The sequence below is a fragment of the Acinetobacter sp. WCHAc010034 genome, assembly GCF_001696615.3.
Classification (GTDB): domain Bacteria; phylum Pseudomonadota; class Gammaproteobacteria; order Pseudomonadales; family Moraxellaceae; genus Acinetobacter.
Genome location: NZ_CP032279.1, coordinates 3236949 through 3251059 on the forward strand (window position 1 = coordinate 3236949; position 14111 = coordinate 3251059).

Sequence of the window (14111 nt, forward strand, 5' to 3'; positions counted from 1 at the left end):
AACAATCCTTTTAAATAAAATCCGGTTTAGGTGCATTGGTATGATGGATCACACCGCCGCCTAAGCAAACTTCACCTGAGTAGAACACAACGCTTTGACCCGGCGTGACAGCGCGCTGCTGCTCATCAAACTCCACACGCACGCCATTTGGCGCGTCCGGGTCTTTGTACAGCGTGCATGCCTGATCCGGCTGGCGGTAGCGGGTTTTCGCTGTGCAGCGGAAACCGGTTTCAGGAATTTCCTGTTCGCCGGCAACCCAGTCTACAGTTTCACTCCACAGCACAGTGCTTTGCATCAGCGGATGTTCATGCCCCTGGCCAACAACCAGGCGGTTGCCTGCAATGTCTTTATGCAGCACAAACCAGGCGCCTTCTTCGGAGCCTTTCAGGCCGCCAATGCCGATCCCGCCGCGCTGACCGAGCGTATAGTACATTAAGCCGTGGTGTTCACCAACCTCTTTGCCGTTGTCGAGGACAATTTTTCCAGGCTGCGCAGGCAGATACTGCTTTAAGAAGTCATTAAAGCGGCGCTCGCCGATAAAGCAGATGCCGGTTGAGTCTTTTTTCTTGGCCGTCGCCAAGCCCAGCTCTTCCGCAATCCTGCGGACTTCAGGCTTTTCAATTTCACCGACCGGGAAAAGGGTTTTATTGATTTCACGGCCATGCACTGCATGCAGGAAGTAAGTCTGGTCTTTGTTGCTGTCTACGCCGCGCAGCAAAGGTGCATATTCTTCGCCTTTAGAGTTGGCTGTGCTGGCGCCGCGGCGGCAGTAGTGGCCTGTGGCGATAAAGTCTGCGCCTAAATTTACCGCATGATCCAGAAATGCGCGGAATTTGATTTCCTTGTTGCACAGAATGTCCGGGTTCGGCGTGCGGCCGGCTGCGTATTCCGCCAGAAAATGCTCAAACACGCGGTCCCAGTATTCCATAGCGAAGTTGGCTGTGTGCAGCTTGATGCCGATTTTATCGCAAACCGCCTGCGCATCCGCCAAATCATCCATGGCTGTGCAGTATTCCGTGCCGTCATCTTCTTCCCAGTTTTTCATGAACAGGCCTTCCACCTGATAGCCCTGCTGAAGGAGAAGCGCTGCAGAAACAGAAGAATCTACACCACCAGACATACCGACGATGACACGTTGTTGCATAGGATTAGGCATCCAAATTTGAAATTAAGGGAGAGTTTTGGTGCTCATAAACGAGCGATAAAGGATATTTTTGACCAGAAAGCGCATCTTGTACAGCCTTAATCACCAATGGGCTGCGCGCGCGGGCGGTTTCAAGCAGCTCATCCGGCGTCATCCATTTCGGGCCAATGATGTTTTTGTCCAGTTCAGCTTCTGGAAAATACTCCAGCACATGGGCTAAAAAGCAGAACCTGAAATAGGTGCGGTCTGGAAACATGGGCGGGGTATAAGTATAGATGCCCAGCAGCGCATCGACTTCTACCGCATGGCCGGTTTCTTCCATAGTTTCACGCACCGCAGCCTGAACAATGGATTCGCCGCATTCTACATGGCCTGCCGGCTGGTTAAACACGCTATGCGTAACGCCAGCGGTATGTTCTTCTACAAACAGGAATTTTCCGTCTTTTTCAATAACTGTTGCTACAGTGACGTGGGCAGTCCAAGCGGTCATAAAAAAGCACCATGGGGTAAAAGGTGTATTCTACAAAATTTAGGGAGCGGTGGCTATGCGGATTGGCTTTTTCTTTAAGGCTTTACTGACCGGAATTAAAACTGCTAAAGGTGAGTTTTTATTTGAATTTAAGCAGATGATTTTTATATAAATAGAGTGGGGTTTCGGATAAACTGGGTTCGGTGGATTTAAAAAAATCTAATTTATGACTTTATTTGAGCTTTAATTATGAGTTCTGGATCATTGCTGCAGTCATTAATCATAACTTTTTCTGTTATCGTTATATTTGTTTCTAAAAGCAATTTTAAATATAAAAAATTGATTCAATATACTGCTTTAAGTATACAGATGCTTATAGCTATATCAGCTGTTTTGGGGTATTGGGGTTAGCCGATTATTCAGCGCAAGCCGCGGAGCGGGAATAAAGCGCCGGCTCAAATTCAGCCTGGCAGGCCCGGCAAAATGAGCAGCTGTCAGGCCAGCTTTGAGCCGGCGCCATTTATAAAAAATGGAGCCTGCGTAAAAGAATTTACAGGCCCATCAAGTTTTTATCTCAGAATTTCACAACGAATTTTCCAGTATTTTCGCCTTTGAATAGCATCATCAAGCCTTCAGGCAGGTTTTCAAAGCCTTCTACTGTATGTGTTTTATACTGAATTTTGCCTTGCGCCAGGTAATTGCCCAGCACAGACACCGCTTCATCTGAGATTTCCAGATAGTCAGTTGCAATAAAACCTTGCACACGCAGGCTTTTTAAATTGATATCCACCCAGCTTGGCCCTTTGGCGGGAATGGCACTGTCATAATCCGCGATCACGCCGCATACAATGACGCGGCCAAAGCGGTTTAATTGATTGAAAATAATTTCCTGAATCGGGCCGCCGGTATTTTCATAGAAAATATCGACACCATTTGGCGCAGCCGCACTGAGCTGCGCTTCCAGATTATCAGACTTATAGTTGATGGCTGCGTCAAAGCCTAACTCATCTACCAGCCATTTGCATTTTTCATCGGAACCGGCAATACCCACGACACGCAGACCCTCAGCCTTCGCCAGCTGGCCCACCAGTGAGCCGACTGAACCCGCTGCGCCGGTGACGACTAAGGTTTCGCCTTTTTTAGGCATGCCGATTTTCATTAAGCCCGCATAAGCGGTTAAACCGGTTATATAAAAGATGGACAGGACTGCTTCTGCAGATACTGAGGGGTCGATGATGGTCATTTCTTCATTGCCGAGCACGTATTCGCTCCAGCCGGTTACACCGACCACGCGGGAACCGGCCGGAAACCGCGGGTTTAAAGATTCAACGACTTCACCGACGCCATAAGAGCGCATGACTTCTCCGATCTGCACTGGAGGCATGTAGCTGTCATCCCGCTCCTGCAGCCAAGTGCGCATTGCCGGGTCAAGGGACATATGCGTCTGCTTAACGAGAAATTCGCCTTCCTTTAAGGCCGGCATTGGCAATGAAACCTGATCAAAAATATCCATGGTGATTTTGCCTTGCGGATATTTTGATAATTTAAAAGCTCGATAATTCATATTTTTTCCTGATGATGCTGGAGCTGGTTCTGGGCGGATGCCGTGCCTAAAATTCAGCAGTTCCGCTATAAATTTATTGCTTGAGTTTTAAGCGCTTAAACCGCCGTCAATAGTAAGGCTGGCGCCTGTGATAAAGCCTGTTTCAGGCCCGGCTAAATAGGCGGCAAAAGCGGCGATTTCTTCAGGCATGCTGTAGCGGGATACTGCTGTTGCGCTTTTCATCAGATCTGAAAATTCGCCGTCTTCAGGATTCATTTCTGTTGCAACAGGGCCCGGCTGAATGTTGTTGATGGTGATTCCGCGCGGCCCTAAATCGCGCGATAAGCCCTTCACTAAACCGGTTAATGCTGATTTGCTCATTGCATAGATAGAGCCGCCGGCAAAAGGCATGCGGTCAGCATTGCAGCTGCTGATGTTGATAATGCGGCTTCCTGACGGCATATGCTTAATTGCTTCTTGCGACGCCAGAAAAACAGCGCGGACGTTGATGGCCCAAATACGGTCAAGCTCACTTAGGCTGACGCTGTCAACCGGCGCGAAAGTGCCTATTCCGGCATTGTTAATTAAGATGTCAATTCCCCCAAGCGCCTGCACAGTATGCTGAACTGCGCCAATCACCTCTTGAGGGTCAGCGCTGTCTGCGCGGATTGCTACGGCTTTCCGGCCGGCCTCTTGCACTGACTTCGCCGTTTTTTCAGCATCTTCTTCCCGGCTGTGGTAGGTAAACGCAACATCTGCGCCTTCCTGAGCCAGCCTTTTGACAATCGCTGCGCCAATGCCGCGGCTGCCGCCGGTTACTAGAACTTTTTTTCCTTGCAATGCCTGATTCATTTGAAAACTCGCTTTGACCTATTGGGGCTGGCTTTGCCGAACCTTAGATGATTAGCATACTGTGCTATTAAGTATCCTATGATTATATCGTGCACGATGTATGTCAAGATTTTTTCTATAAAATAGCCGCTTTAAAACGGCAGCTGGCTTGCGCGAAGCAGCTGGAAAACCGCATAAATATATGTAAATAAGAACTTATTTACTTAAGCTTGCATAAGTGTTTTGAATTGTAAAAGCCGGTTTTTTATTCACGGTAAAAGAATCAGCAAGAATCTGCTTAGGGAGAGTGGGCGCGATTTACCGCAATATCTGCGCCGCTGTACTGGCAGAAATGCAGCGCTTAAAGCACGCGGATGGAGCGGTTATGCGGCGGTTTGGCGCATGCATGGCGCAGAGCTGTTTTAATTTTGCAAGCATGCCAAAAAGCGGCGGGCTAAATTCAGCGGAGCAGATCACAGGTTTTCTGCTGCAGCTGTATATTAATATTAAGGAAATGCGGCAACGCTTTAATCAACAGCATGACAGCTTAAGCTGCTCCGCAGGAATCCTCTTCAGCCTTTCAAGCCTTATTCTTCTTTGCTTATATTGGCGCGAATGACTCTAAGGTCTTCTGTTAATGCACAGGTTTTTTCTGGATCACACTTTACAGAAGCCAGTATCTTTTCAGGGATTGAAGCCACTTCTTTTTCTAAATCTTTCGCTTTTTCAGTTGTTGAGATTAAAACCATTCTTTCATCACTGGAAGAGCGCTTGCGCTCTATCAAATTTAAGCTTTCTAATCTTTTCAATAAGGGGGTAAGCGTAGAAGATTCCAGGAAAATCTTTTTGCCGATTTCTGAAACGGTCAGATGGTCATTTTCCCATAAAATCAGCATGACCAGATATTGCGGGTAGGTGAGGCCATAAGGCGACAGCAGCTTTCTATAGTATTTATTTAAAGAGAGATTAGTTGCATAAAACGCAAAAAACAGCTGATTGTCTAGCTTAGAAGGGCTCTCATTTGAGGACATTTCCATTAAACCTGAAACTAAAATAAATTTTATTATAGCTTTAAAGGCAAGCAACACATACAAAGAATTATTGCTTAAGTTTTACTGCGCGAATATTTTTATCATCTGAGTCTGGCGTGATGAGTGCAGGACGCAGGCAAGCGGTTTAAAGCCGGCTTGCCGGAAGCCAAATGCGGAACCGCTCTGGCGTATTGCCACCGCTGCGCAATTTTAGATATTTCACATGCTGCAGCAGCTGAAAAAAGCCGATCTGTTTCAGATCGGCTTTTGCATGTTCCGGCATCTTCTGCCGAACCCAGCTGAATTCTTTTACCCTAAAAATTATTTCTGGCTGAATTCGCTGAAGGCATCCATCGCATTAGAGGCATACATCAGCGATGGGCCACCTCCCATCATCATCGCGACACTGAGGACTTCTTTCAATTCGTCAAAGCTGGCATCCAATTTAACCAGCGCCTGCGTGTGAAAGCCAATGCAGGCATCGCAGCGGTTCGCTACGCCTATCGCCAAGGCAATGAACTCCTTGGTTTTTTTATCCAATACGCCGTCTTTTAAAGCCGCTTGGCTTAAAAGGCCAAAGCCTTGCATTAATTCCGGCGATTCCTGATGCAGGGTTTTTAAATTTTTAGAAATTGACTGGGTAAGATCTTGATAGCTCATCGCAGGCGCCTCTATTAATTAAACAATATATAAAATAATAATATATTAAATAGTATAATAAAAGCGCTATTTCGCTATGCCGTGAAATTAAATCATTGGCTGGCTGAGCCTGAGTGATTGTCCGCAACCTTTACATAGTGCCGGGCGGAATACGGCAGAAATTCTTTTTCCTTATCCGTCAGCGGGCGGACTTTCTGCACCGGGCTGCCGACATACAGATAGCCGCTTTCCAAGCGCTTGCGCGGCGGCACTAAAGACCCTGCGCCAATCATCACATCATCTTCAATAACCACATCATCTAATACAATGCTGTTGATGCCGACTAAAACGCGGCTGCCAATGGTGCAGCCATGCAAAGTGACGTGATGGCCGATGGTTACATCTTCGCCGATAATCAGCGGGGAGCCGTCCGGCTTGGCATCATTCTTATGGCTGACATGCAGCATGGCATGATCCTGCACATTGGAATTTTTGCCAATTTTAATTGAATTGACATCGCCGCGGATGACCGCAAAAGGCCAAACGGACACGTTTTCGGCCAGCGCGGTATCGCCAATCACCACGGCCATTTCATCAACATAGCAAGTCGCATCAATTTTAGGATGATGGCCTAAATAAGGGCGGATATTCTTTTTCATGGCGGCGGTCACTGTTATAAAAATAGCTTCAGTATAAAATAAAAAAGCACCCGTGCCGGAACAAGGATGCTTTGACTTTAGTTCTAGAAAATTCTAGAAACTCAGGACATTAGAATAAGTTTGCGAAGAACTGCTTGATATGGTCCAGCATTTTGGCAAAGAAGCCGGCTTCTTCAACCGGTTTTAAAGCAATCAGCGGCTTTTCAGCAATCACTTTGCCGTTTAAGGTCGCAACATATTTGCCGACAACCTGGCCCTGCTTTAAAGGCGCAGTCAGTTTCGGCTGCACCACCAGCTGGGTTTTGATCGCGTTGGCTTCGCCCTTCGGCATGGTGGCGTTGAAATTTTCCGCCAGGCCAATCTGCACGTCTTTCTCTGTGCCGTACCAGACTTTGGCTTTTGCCAGCACTTGATTAGCCTGCTGCACTTTTACCGTTTCAAAGTTTGCATAGCCCCAGGCCAAAATGTCGCGGGTCTGCGATGCGCGCTCATTCATGCTTGGCGCGCCAAAAATCACAGAAATCAAGCGCAGTGGCCCGCGCTTGGCGGAAGTGGTCAGGCAGTAGCCGGCTTCATCGGTATGGCCGGTTTTCAAGCCGTCTACGCTCGGGTCAGTATAAAGAAGGGCGTTGCGGTTGCCTTGCTTAATGCCGTTAAACGTGAACTCTTTTTCAGAATAGATCGGATAGTACTTTGAGCTGTCATGAATGATGTGCTGCGCCAGTGTCGCCATATCCTTTGCTGTTGAATAATGGCCTTCGGCAGGCATGCCGGTCGCATTGGCGAACTGCGTGCTGTTCATGCCGATGCGTTTCGCTTCCTGATTCATCATGTGCACAAAAGTGCCTTCATTGCCGGCAATATGCTCGGCCATAGCTTTAGACGCGTCGTTGCCTGACTGCACAATAATGCCGCGCAGCATTTCAAGCACGGTTGCAGTGCCGTTCAGCGGCACATACATGCAAGACTCTGTACTGCTGCCGCGGCACCAGGCAGACTCATTCATGCGCACTTTTTCATTTTCTGTCAGGTCACCGCTCAGCAGCTTTTGCTCAATGATGTAGCTGGTCATCATTTTTGTCATTGAAGCGGGCGCTAATTTTTCATTTTCATTTTTCGAAGCAAGGATTTGCCCGGTTTCATAGTCCATCAGCACATAAGATTTATTGTTCAATTCTGGGGGTGCAGATAAGACACTTGCCGCATACGTAAAGCCGGGTGCAAGAAGTAATGCGGCAAGGGCAGTGTTTCGGATCATTCTGTGGTTCCAATAACTTGATTTAAGCACAAAGAGCCTAGCATTCTAGGACAAAGACAGGCGGACTTCCACCGGTGAAAATGGCTTATTTAAAGAGTATTGTAACCAAGCGGAATTAATTTGCGTATGTGGTGAGTTCTTGGCAAATTGCTTTGTTCTTCTCTGCGCCGGCTTTGGCTGCATCGGACTGCGCTTCCCCTAAAATTTTGCTGAAGCTTTTCTGTTTGCTGAGCTGCTGCAGCGCATTGACCGGGCTGCTTTCTTTAGGCAAATATTCCTTGGCCAGCTTTGCGTAGCCCTGCTGAAACTTCGCCTGGTCGCTGACTAAGCTTGGGCAAACTTCAGACAGCACATAGATGGCGGCCAATTCCTGATGGGTGACTTTCGGCGTCGGCGTCACTTCTATTTTTTCATCCGCAGCGTAGGCGGAACCGGCGGCGAATGCAAAGGCGGCGAGGGAGAAGGCAGCCAGGGATTTAAGCGCAGTAGTTTTCATGCAAAACAACCTTAATAATTCAATACAGATGAGCAATGAAGCTAGATTAAAGCGATTCTGCAGAATTAACAGTGCGGATTTGTATTGAAGCTGTTGAAAAACTGAAGAATTATGCATAAAAAAAGGATCATGCCTGAAAACATTATCCTTTTTATGCAGCCGCCGGCCTGTTTCCTGATGCAGCTTGCGGATTATGCCTGATAGCTCAGGACATCATCGCAGACTTCTTTCTGCTCGCTGCTTGAAGCTTCCTTGGCGGCTTCGCGCGCTTCATTCAGCAGCGATTTGTATTCGCTGTCGGACTGGATTTTTTCATAAGTCATCGACTTGTCTGAATAATCCGCCAGATAGCCTTGGATTAATGTATTGATGTTGCCGTCAAATTTAGCGCTTTTGCCCACAGCCGCCGGGCATAATTCAGCCATCACCTGCGCGGAAGCAATGTCTTCCTTCACGATGGTGTTGGCTTCCGCCTGAGTCAGCCCCTCATTGGCCATGACTGCCTGAGAAAAAAAAGCCGCAAAACCTAAACCCAATACGCTGCGGAATGATATAGTTTTAATCATTTTGAAGTCACACATTTATGATGGATATTGGGCTCTAAATATATAGAATTCCTGATATATTTCAATAAAATGTTCTTGCCAGTCATTCTTTGACCTGTGTTTTATCCGCTATGGGGGTTCCGTGAATATTTTAATTGCCAATGATGACGGCGTTTTTGCTCCCGGCATTCAGGCGCTGGCGCAGGCTTTGCGCCCATTGGGCCGTGTGGTTGTGGTCGCGCCGGAAAGCGAACGCAGCGGTTTTTCCAGCGCTTTAACCTTAGACCGGCCGTTGCGCCCGGTGCAAATTGTCCCGGATATGTGGGCCGTCAACGGCACGCCGGCGGACTGCGTGTATCTGTCCATGAACGGCTTGTTTGATTTTGAATTTGACCTAGTGGTCAGCGGCATCAACAGCGGCGCCAATTTGGGCGATGACGTGCTGTATTCGGGCACGGTCGGCGCAGCCTTTGAAGGGCGCTTAATGAAGCAGCCGGCCATTGCGGTATCGCTGGCGGGGCCGAATGTGCGCGCCTATGAAAGCCCTGAGCATTACGCCGCGGCTGCGCAGTGGGTGCATGGCTTCATCGCCAAGGGCCTGCCGGTTTTGCCTGCAAGGCATATTCTGAATATCAATATTCCAGATGTGCCTGCGCTGCAGGGCGAAAAAATCACCTATCAGGGCCGGCGCAGCCAGTCTAAGCCGATCACCAGCCATGTTGACCCGCGCGGCCGCCAGGTTTACTGGATTGGCCTGTCCGGCGAGGCGGTTGCAGAGCCGAAAAAAGGCGCAACAGCAATCGAATCGGACTTTTTTGCGGTGGCGAACGGCTTTGTCAGCATCACGCCGATTCAGATGGATGCAACAAATTACGGCATTTTGAACAACTTGCATGCGCAATTTTCTAAAAAGGCCTAAGTAGTGTTATAACTTTGTGAAAATGCAGGGAGTGCAGCTTTTTTGCGGGTATTTTTTGCTAATCTTAGCGTATTCACAGCATTTTACTATTTGTGTTAGAGAGGAAGATAATGTCCCTGGTGTCACACTATCGCTTAATTGCAGCTCCGGCAGCTTTGTTTAAGACGCTTATTTTGTCTGCGGCTGCTGTTTCGACCGTTATTTTGAGTGGTTGTGCATCCAAGCCGCAAATTAATAATGCGACACGCTATGCGGCAGCGCCGGACTTTTATACCGTGCGCTCCGGTGACACCCTGAGCGGCATTGCGGGACGCTACGGCTTAAGCTACATCAGCATTGCTGAAATGAATGATATTGCATCGCCTTACCGCATTTATGTGGGGCAATCCATCCGCCTGAAAAACTCAGGCTCGCGCCGCGCGGCTTCAACGCAGGCCATGGCGCAGAACACGCCAATTCAGCGCCAGACTGTTGCCTTGCCGCAGAATAATGCTGCTGTGGCTCCAGCAAGGACTGCGCCTGCAGTCAGCGCGCAAAGCTCATCGCTGCGCTGGGTCAAGCCATCGAATGGCCCGGTGATCAGCACATTCAATCTGGCGTCCAATGTTAAAGGCATCCGCTACGGCGGCAATGCGGGCGATCCGGTTCTGGCGGCCGCTGAAGGGCAGGTGGTGTATGCCGCTGACGGCCTGAAAGAGTACGGCAACCTGATTCTGCTGAAGCATATTAACGGCTACATTACCGCCTATGCGCATAACAGTAAAATGAATGTGAAAAGCGGGGAGAATGTTAAGGCGGGGCAGAAGATTGCTGAGATGGGCTCATCCGGCACAACCCGCACCATGCTTGAGTTTCAGGTGCGCTTAGACGGCAAGCCAGTCAATCCGGCGTCTGTTTTACCGAATAATTAAATATTGCTAATACAAATCTTTAATTTCACCGTATAATACAATGAGTTGCTTTTATCAGAGAATAAAGGCATCTCATAAGTTTTAGAGGGGAATTTATGTTAGATCAACTTCGGGCAATGGGTGTCTTTGCTTGTGTTGTGGAGAAAAACTCATTCAGCGGCGCGGCGCGGGAGTTGGGCATAACAACAAGCGCCGTAAGCCAGCAAATTCGTTCTCTGGAACAGGATATGGAAGTGGTTCTGCTTCACCGTTCTACGCGGAAGCTGAGTTTAACTGAAGCTGGACAGGCTTTTTTCCACAGCTGTCAAGAGATGCTTTCCGCCGCCGAGCGCGGCAAAATCCGCATTAATGAACTGCGCGATGACTTAATCGGCGAGCTGCGCATTGCATCAACGCCAGAGCTGTGCGCGAATCATGTCATTCCGGCTTTATCGCACTGGATGTCAGCGCACCGCGGGCTTTCGGTGCATTTGGAAGCGGACAATCAGTATATTGACTTGATTGATGGGCGCATTGACATCGCCTTGCGCATGAGTCCTAAAATTGACGATCAGCAGCTTCATGCCGTACCGCTGGCGCATGTGGAGCAGGTATTGGTCGCGGCGCCAAGCTTTATTAATCAGTCGCCGCTAATTTCGCGTCCTGAAGATCTGGTCAAGCATGATCTTTTGGCTATGAATATTATGAAAAACCATCATCATCTGGCGTTTCAGCATGGGGTGAGCGGTGAAAATATTCATATAGAAATGGATTCAAGATTTTCGACTAATAATATTTTAGTTGCAAAATCCATGTGCCTGCAGGGCCACGGCATTGCGCGGATTTTATATTTGGATATTCAAAAGGATTTAGTCAGCGGTTCGCTGGTTGAGGTTCTGCCGGAATGGAAATTGCCGGCATTTACGCTGTATGCGGTTATGTCAAAGCGCGAGCAGCAGCCGACAAAAATTCACCGCTGCCTGGATGCTTTAAAGCAGTATTTCAGCCAGCTGCCCGGCGGCCGGATCTATCAGGAAGCGTCTTGATTTCAGGCTTAGGTTGCAAAAGAACAGGCCAGTTAAGTAATTTACTGGCTTGTTCTTTTTTCAATTCATCCGGCTGCTTTTATCCGGCGGGGCGAGCTTCTTTTTGCGCCGGCCCTTGAGCGCATAAATACGCCTGCTGAATATTCAGCACATAGGCCAGTTTTATCTGCAAGCGCGCCGTATTTCATTTAAAGCCGTGAACATATTTAGGCAGGGCGCAAGCGGTAATTAAGCCTACAATAAGCAGGCTGAAATATATAAATAAAATGGTGAACGCGCTGATGCAGAAATTCAATTCTTTGCAGGCGCCCAATAGCAGGGGGATTCCCCAGGATAAAATAGAAATAACTGAGCTGCATAATAAAACCCGGCGCTGATTTACGCTCAGTGCTTTAAACAGATAGCCATTAATGCTGCCTTGCATGAGGGGCAGAATCCGGCGGTGAATCCACCAGCCATTCACACTGAGGATGACAACAATAAATAATTTCGCCCATACTTTCTGATTGAAAAGGCTGTGATAGTCTGCAAGATAATAATAGATAAGATAGGCGATTCCAGACAGCCATAATAAGCATAGGCCCCAGAAAACCACTTGACTGCTGTGCTTGAATATTTCGTAGAACTCTGCGCTGATTTTCTGCTTGATTAAAAACCTGATGGCCAGCATGTCCAGCAAAACTGCGCCGCCCAGCCCCAGCGCTAAACCGGCCAAGTGGAAAACTTTGATTATAGTCTTGGGCTGGATTTTAAGAATATCAACAATATCAATGAGAATAAGCATGATGGCTGCAGCCGGTAGAAGTGGAATATTATAAATCGCGGTGTTTGCTTTTCTTTTTAGGCGTTCTTTTCCTCAGAAAATAGCCAATAAAAATATGCGCGGGGAGCAGCAGCAAGCAGAGCAGGCCAATCCAGATGTGCAGCCATTTCATATTTTCATGCCAGTCCTCCGGGCTGTAATATAATCCTGTTCCTGAAAATATCAGCACCAGCATGCAGGAAAGCATCATTAAGCCGCTTGCGACATTGCGCTTCCGGTGCAGCGAAAGCCGGACATGCACAGACAGCAGTGATCCGACAAGAAGCAGCATCACCGCAGCCGAGAGGCCGTGCAGCTTCAATGTGTTGACGGTCCATTCGGTTGGTTCCTGCATTTGCCAGTCCTGCGCATAGGCAAAAGAAGCGCCTGTGATGCCCACAATAGACCAGACTGCATAAAGCCCCCAGCGGTGCGGTTTAGAGAGGCGGATGGAAAAATTCACGATATGGATATCCTTTATTGCAGAATAAAAGCCGCGGCAGAGAACTGCTTTAAACAGGGATGATTCGGATTGGCGCTGACCGCAACTACTTTGGTTAAAGCATCTGCAGCCCATGCGGAAGGGGCGATAACGCTGAAACTGTGGGGCCTTAATATCGGCTGGCGGGTGGCTGGGTCAACCAAGGCGCTGACGCGCTTGGCTTGATGCTGCTGCTGGGAATAATAAATGGATGAGGTGGCAAGCGCGCCTTGAGACAGTTCTCCCATGCTTTGCAGCTGCTGCGGATTTTTCGGATCCCTCAGCAGGATCTGTTCCGGCGCGGCGCCTAAGACGCGCAGATCTCCGCCGGCATTGATGACTGCTGAACCGATGCCGTGCTGCCTTAAGCACTGCACAGCGGCATCAACAGCAAAACCTTTGGCGATGCCGCCTAAATCAATGGCAATCGGATTGCGGTAATAAACGCGGCCATCCGGCAGCAATTCCAGCTGGGCTTGCGACACATTCAAATGCTCAGGGTGAAAATCATGCTTGGGAAGCAATTGCCAGTGCATTAAAGCGTCCGCGACAGTGCAGTCAAACAGGCCCTGCGAAGCGTAATGAACGCGCTGCGCCCGGTTTAAAACAGCATAGGTCCAAGGGTGAACTTTCACCGGCCTGAGATGCGCTTCGCGGTTGAGCAGGCTGAGTTCACTCGAATGATCATGAAAACTCATTAAATTCTGAATGGCCTCGATGCAGCCAAAAGCCGCATCAATGGCCTGGTGCGCTTGGCGCTGAGATAAAACGCTGTTCAGCTTTATCTCAACGACTGTGCCTAATAATGGGCGGGCCCTGACTATTTTAATGACTTCAATACCAAATCGTGCAGCTGCAGAATCCTTTTGACGCCATCCGTGATGTGCTTGGAGGAAAGCGTGGCGCCGCTGATATTTTTAATATCCTGATTCAAGGCAACCGGCGAGTTGAGCGTCTTGCCGCTGAACTGCTGGCGCCAGGCAGCATCGCGCACTTGGGCGCCGTACGATTCATTGTATTCCAGAATCTCAACCTGCTTGACCGCGCCTTTTGCGGTTAAAGCGACGGCATAGGTAATCATTTCATGCTTGCCTAAAACCTTGTCAATTACCAGCCAGCCGCCGTCACTGCTTCGGTAAACCTGATCGGTTTTCAGCGGATAAAAGATTCCGGAAGACTTCTTTAAGCTTTTGATTTGATCCGGCGTTAAGCGGAGCTCTACTTTTTTTAACGCCATCTGCGGAAACATCAGCGTTTTGGCTTGATCAACCGTAAGATAGCTGGCCGCTTGGCATACGATGGGCGCAGCGCACAACAAGGCGCTGGCATAAGGCATCCATTTCATTGGTTCATCCTGA

At 48.6% G+C, this 14111-nt stretch carries 17 protein-coding genes; 3 read left to right on the forward strand and 14 right to left on the reverse strand.

What is annotated here, in order from left to right; all coding sequences use genetic code 11:
- Positions 1–10: 10 nt before the first annotated feature.
- From mnmA to BEN74_RS17165, 10 genes are all read right to left on the reverse strand, one after another.
- Positions 11–1144, reverse strand: a complete 1134-nt coding sequence (mnmA, locus tag BEN74_RS17115) for a tRNA 2-thiouridine(34) synthase MnmA (protein ID WP_068907592.1) — start codon at positions 1142–1144, stop codon at positions 11–13.
- Positions 1145–1148: 4 nt separating this feature from the next.
- Positions 1149–1634, reverse strand: coding sequence for an NUDIX hydrolase (locus tag BEN74_RS17120; RefSeq protein ID WP_068907594.1), 486 nt, complete (start codon positions 1632–1634; stop codon positions 1149–1151).
- 553 nt (positions 1635–2187) lie between these two features.
- Positions 2188–3177 (reverse strand): NADP-dependent oxidoreductase, encoded by a 990-nt coding sequence (locus tag BEN74_RS17125; protein WP_068907596.1) that lies wholly within the window; start codon positions 3175–3177, stop codon positions 2188–2190.
- Positions 3178–3264: 87 nt separating this feature from the next.
- The gene (locus BEN74_RS17130; protein ID WP_068907598.1) at positions 3265–4008 is read right to left on the reverse strand and encodes an SDR family oxidoreductase; all 744 of its coding nucleotides are present in this window, start codon (positions 4006–4008) and stop codon (positions 3265–3267) included.
- A gap of 566 nt (positions 4009–4574) precedes the next feature.
- On the reverse strand, positions 4575–5018 hold the full coding sequence (locus BEN74_RS17140) for a MarR family winged helix-turn-helix transcriptional regulator (RefSeq protein ID WP_068907687.1): 444 nt from the start codon (positions 5016–5018) through the stop codon (positions 4575–4577).
- 321 nt (positions 5019–5339) lie between these two features.
- Positions 5340–5678 carry a carboxymuconolactone decarboxylase family protein gene (locus tag BEN74_RS17145; RefSeq protein WP_068907602.1) on the reverse strand — a complete coding sequence of 113 codons (339 nt, stop codon included), beginning with the start codon at positions 5676–5678 and terminating at the stop codon, positions 5340–5342.
- Positions 5679–5770: 92 nt separating this feature from the next.
- Positions 5771–6316 carry a gamma carbonic anhydrase family protein gene (locus BEN74_RS17150; RefSeq protein WP_068907604.1) on the reverse strand — a complete coding sequence of 182 codons (546 nt, stop codon included), beginning with the start codon at positions 6314–6316 and terminating at the stop codon, positions 5771–5773.
- 109 nt (positions 6317–6425) lie between these two features.
- Positions 6426–7574, reverse strand: a complete 1149-nt coding sequence (gene dacC, locus BEN74_RS17155) for a D-alanyl-D-alanine carboxypeptidase PBP5/6 (protein ID WP_068907606.1) — start codon at positions 7572–7574, stop codon at positions 6426–6428.
- A 115-nt stretch (positions 7575–7689) separates the two neighbouring features.
- Positions 7690–8070 carry an MCR_0457 family protein gene (locus BEN74_RS17160; protein WP_068907609.1) on the reverse strand — a complete coding sequence of 127 codons (381 nt, stop codon included), beginning with the start codon at positions 8068–8070 and terminating at the stop codon, positions 7690–7692.
- A gap of 191 nt (positions 8071–8261) precedes the next feature.
- The gene (locus BEN74_RS17165) at positions 8262–8636 is read right to left on the reverse strand and encodes an MCR_0457 family protein (RefSeq protein ID WP_068907689.1); all 375 of its coding nucleotides are present in this window, start codon (positions 8634–8636) and stop codon (positions 8262–8264) included.
- 121 nt (positions 8637–8757) lie between these two features.
- Here BEN74_RS17165 and surE point away from each other — a divergent pair, with 121 nt between their 5' ends.
- The 3 genes from surE (at position 8758) to BEN74_RS17180 (ending at position 11470) form a co-directional block, all read left to right on the forward strand.
- Entirely contained in the window at positions 8758–9534 is a 777-nt protein-coding gene (gene surE / locus BEN74_RS17170; RefSeq protein WP_068907611.1) for a 5'/3'-nucleotidase SurE, read from the forward strand.
- Positions 9535–9644: 110 nt separating this feature from the next.
- Entirely contained in the window at positions 9645–10445 is an 801-nt protein-coding gene (locus tag BEN74_RS17175) for a peptidoglycan DD-metalloendopeptidase family protein (RefSeq protein ID WP_068907613.1), read from the forward strand.
- Positions 10446–10540: 95 nt separating this feature from the next.
- On the forward strand, positions 10541–11470 hold the full coding sequence (locus BEN74_RS17180; protein ID WP_068907615.1) for a LysR family transcriptional regulator: 930 nt from the start codon (positions 10541–10543) through the stop codon (positions 11468–11470).
- 184 nt (positions 11471–11654) lie between these two features.
- Here the strand turns inward: BEN74_RS17180 and BEN74_RS17185 are convergent, their stop codons facing one another.
- From BEN74_RS17185 to BEN74_RS17200, 4 genes are read right to left on the reverse strand one after another with little or no spacing between them, the layout of a single operon-like run.
- The gene (locus BEN74_RS17185) at positions 11655–12254 is read right to left on the reverse strand and encodes a hypothetical protein (RefSeq protein WP_068907617.1); all 600 of its coding nucleotides are present in this window, start codon (positions 12252–12254) and stop codon (positions 11655–11657) included.
- Positions 12255–12282: 28 nt separating this feature from the next.
- Positions 12283–12735, reverse strand: coding sequence for a hypothetical protein (locus BEN74_RS17190; protein WP_068907620.1), 453 nt, complete (start codon positions 12733–12735; stop codon positions 12283–12285).
- 14 nt (positions 12736–12749) lie between these two features.
- Entirely contained in the window at positions 12750–13592 is an 843-nt protein-coding gene (locus tag BEN74_RS17195; RefSeq protein WP_086374321.1) for an FAD:protein FMN transferase, read from the reverse strand.
- The gene (locus BEN74_RS17200) at positions 13574–14098 is read right to left on the reverse strand and encodes an FMN-binding protein (RefSeq protein ID WP_068907624.1); all 525 of its coding nucleotides are present in this window, start codon (positions 14096–14098) and stop codon (positions 13574–13576) included. The genes BEN74_RS17195 and BEN74_RS17200 overlap by 19 nt, the downstream gene beginning before the upstream one ends.
- Positions 14099–14111: the final 13 nt, after the last annotated feature.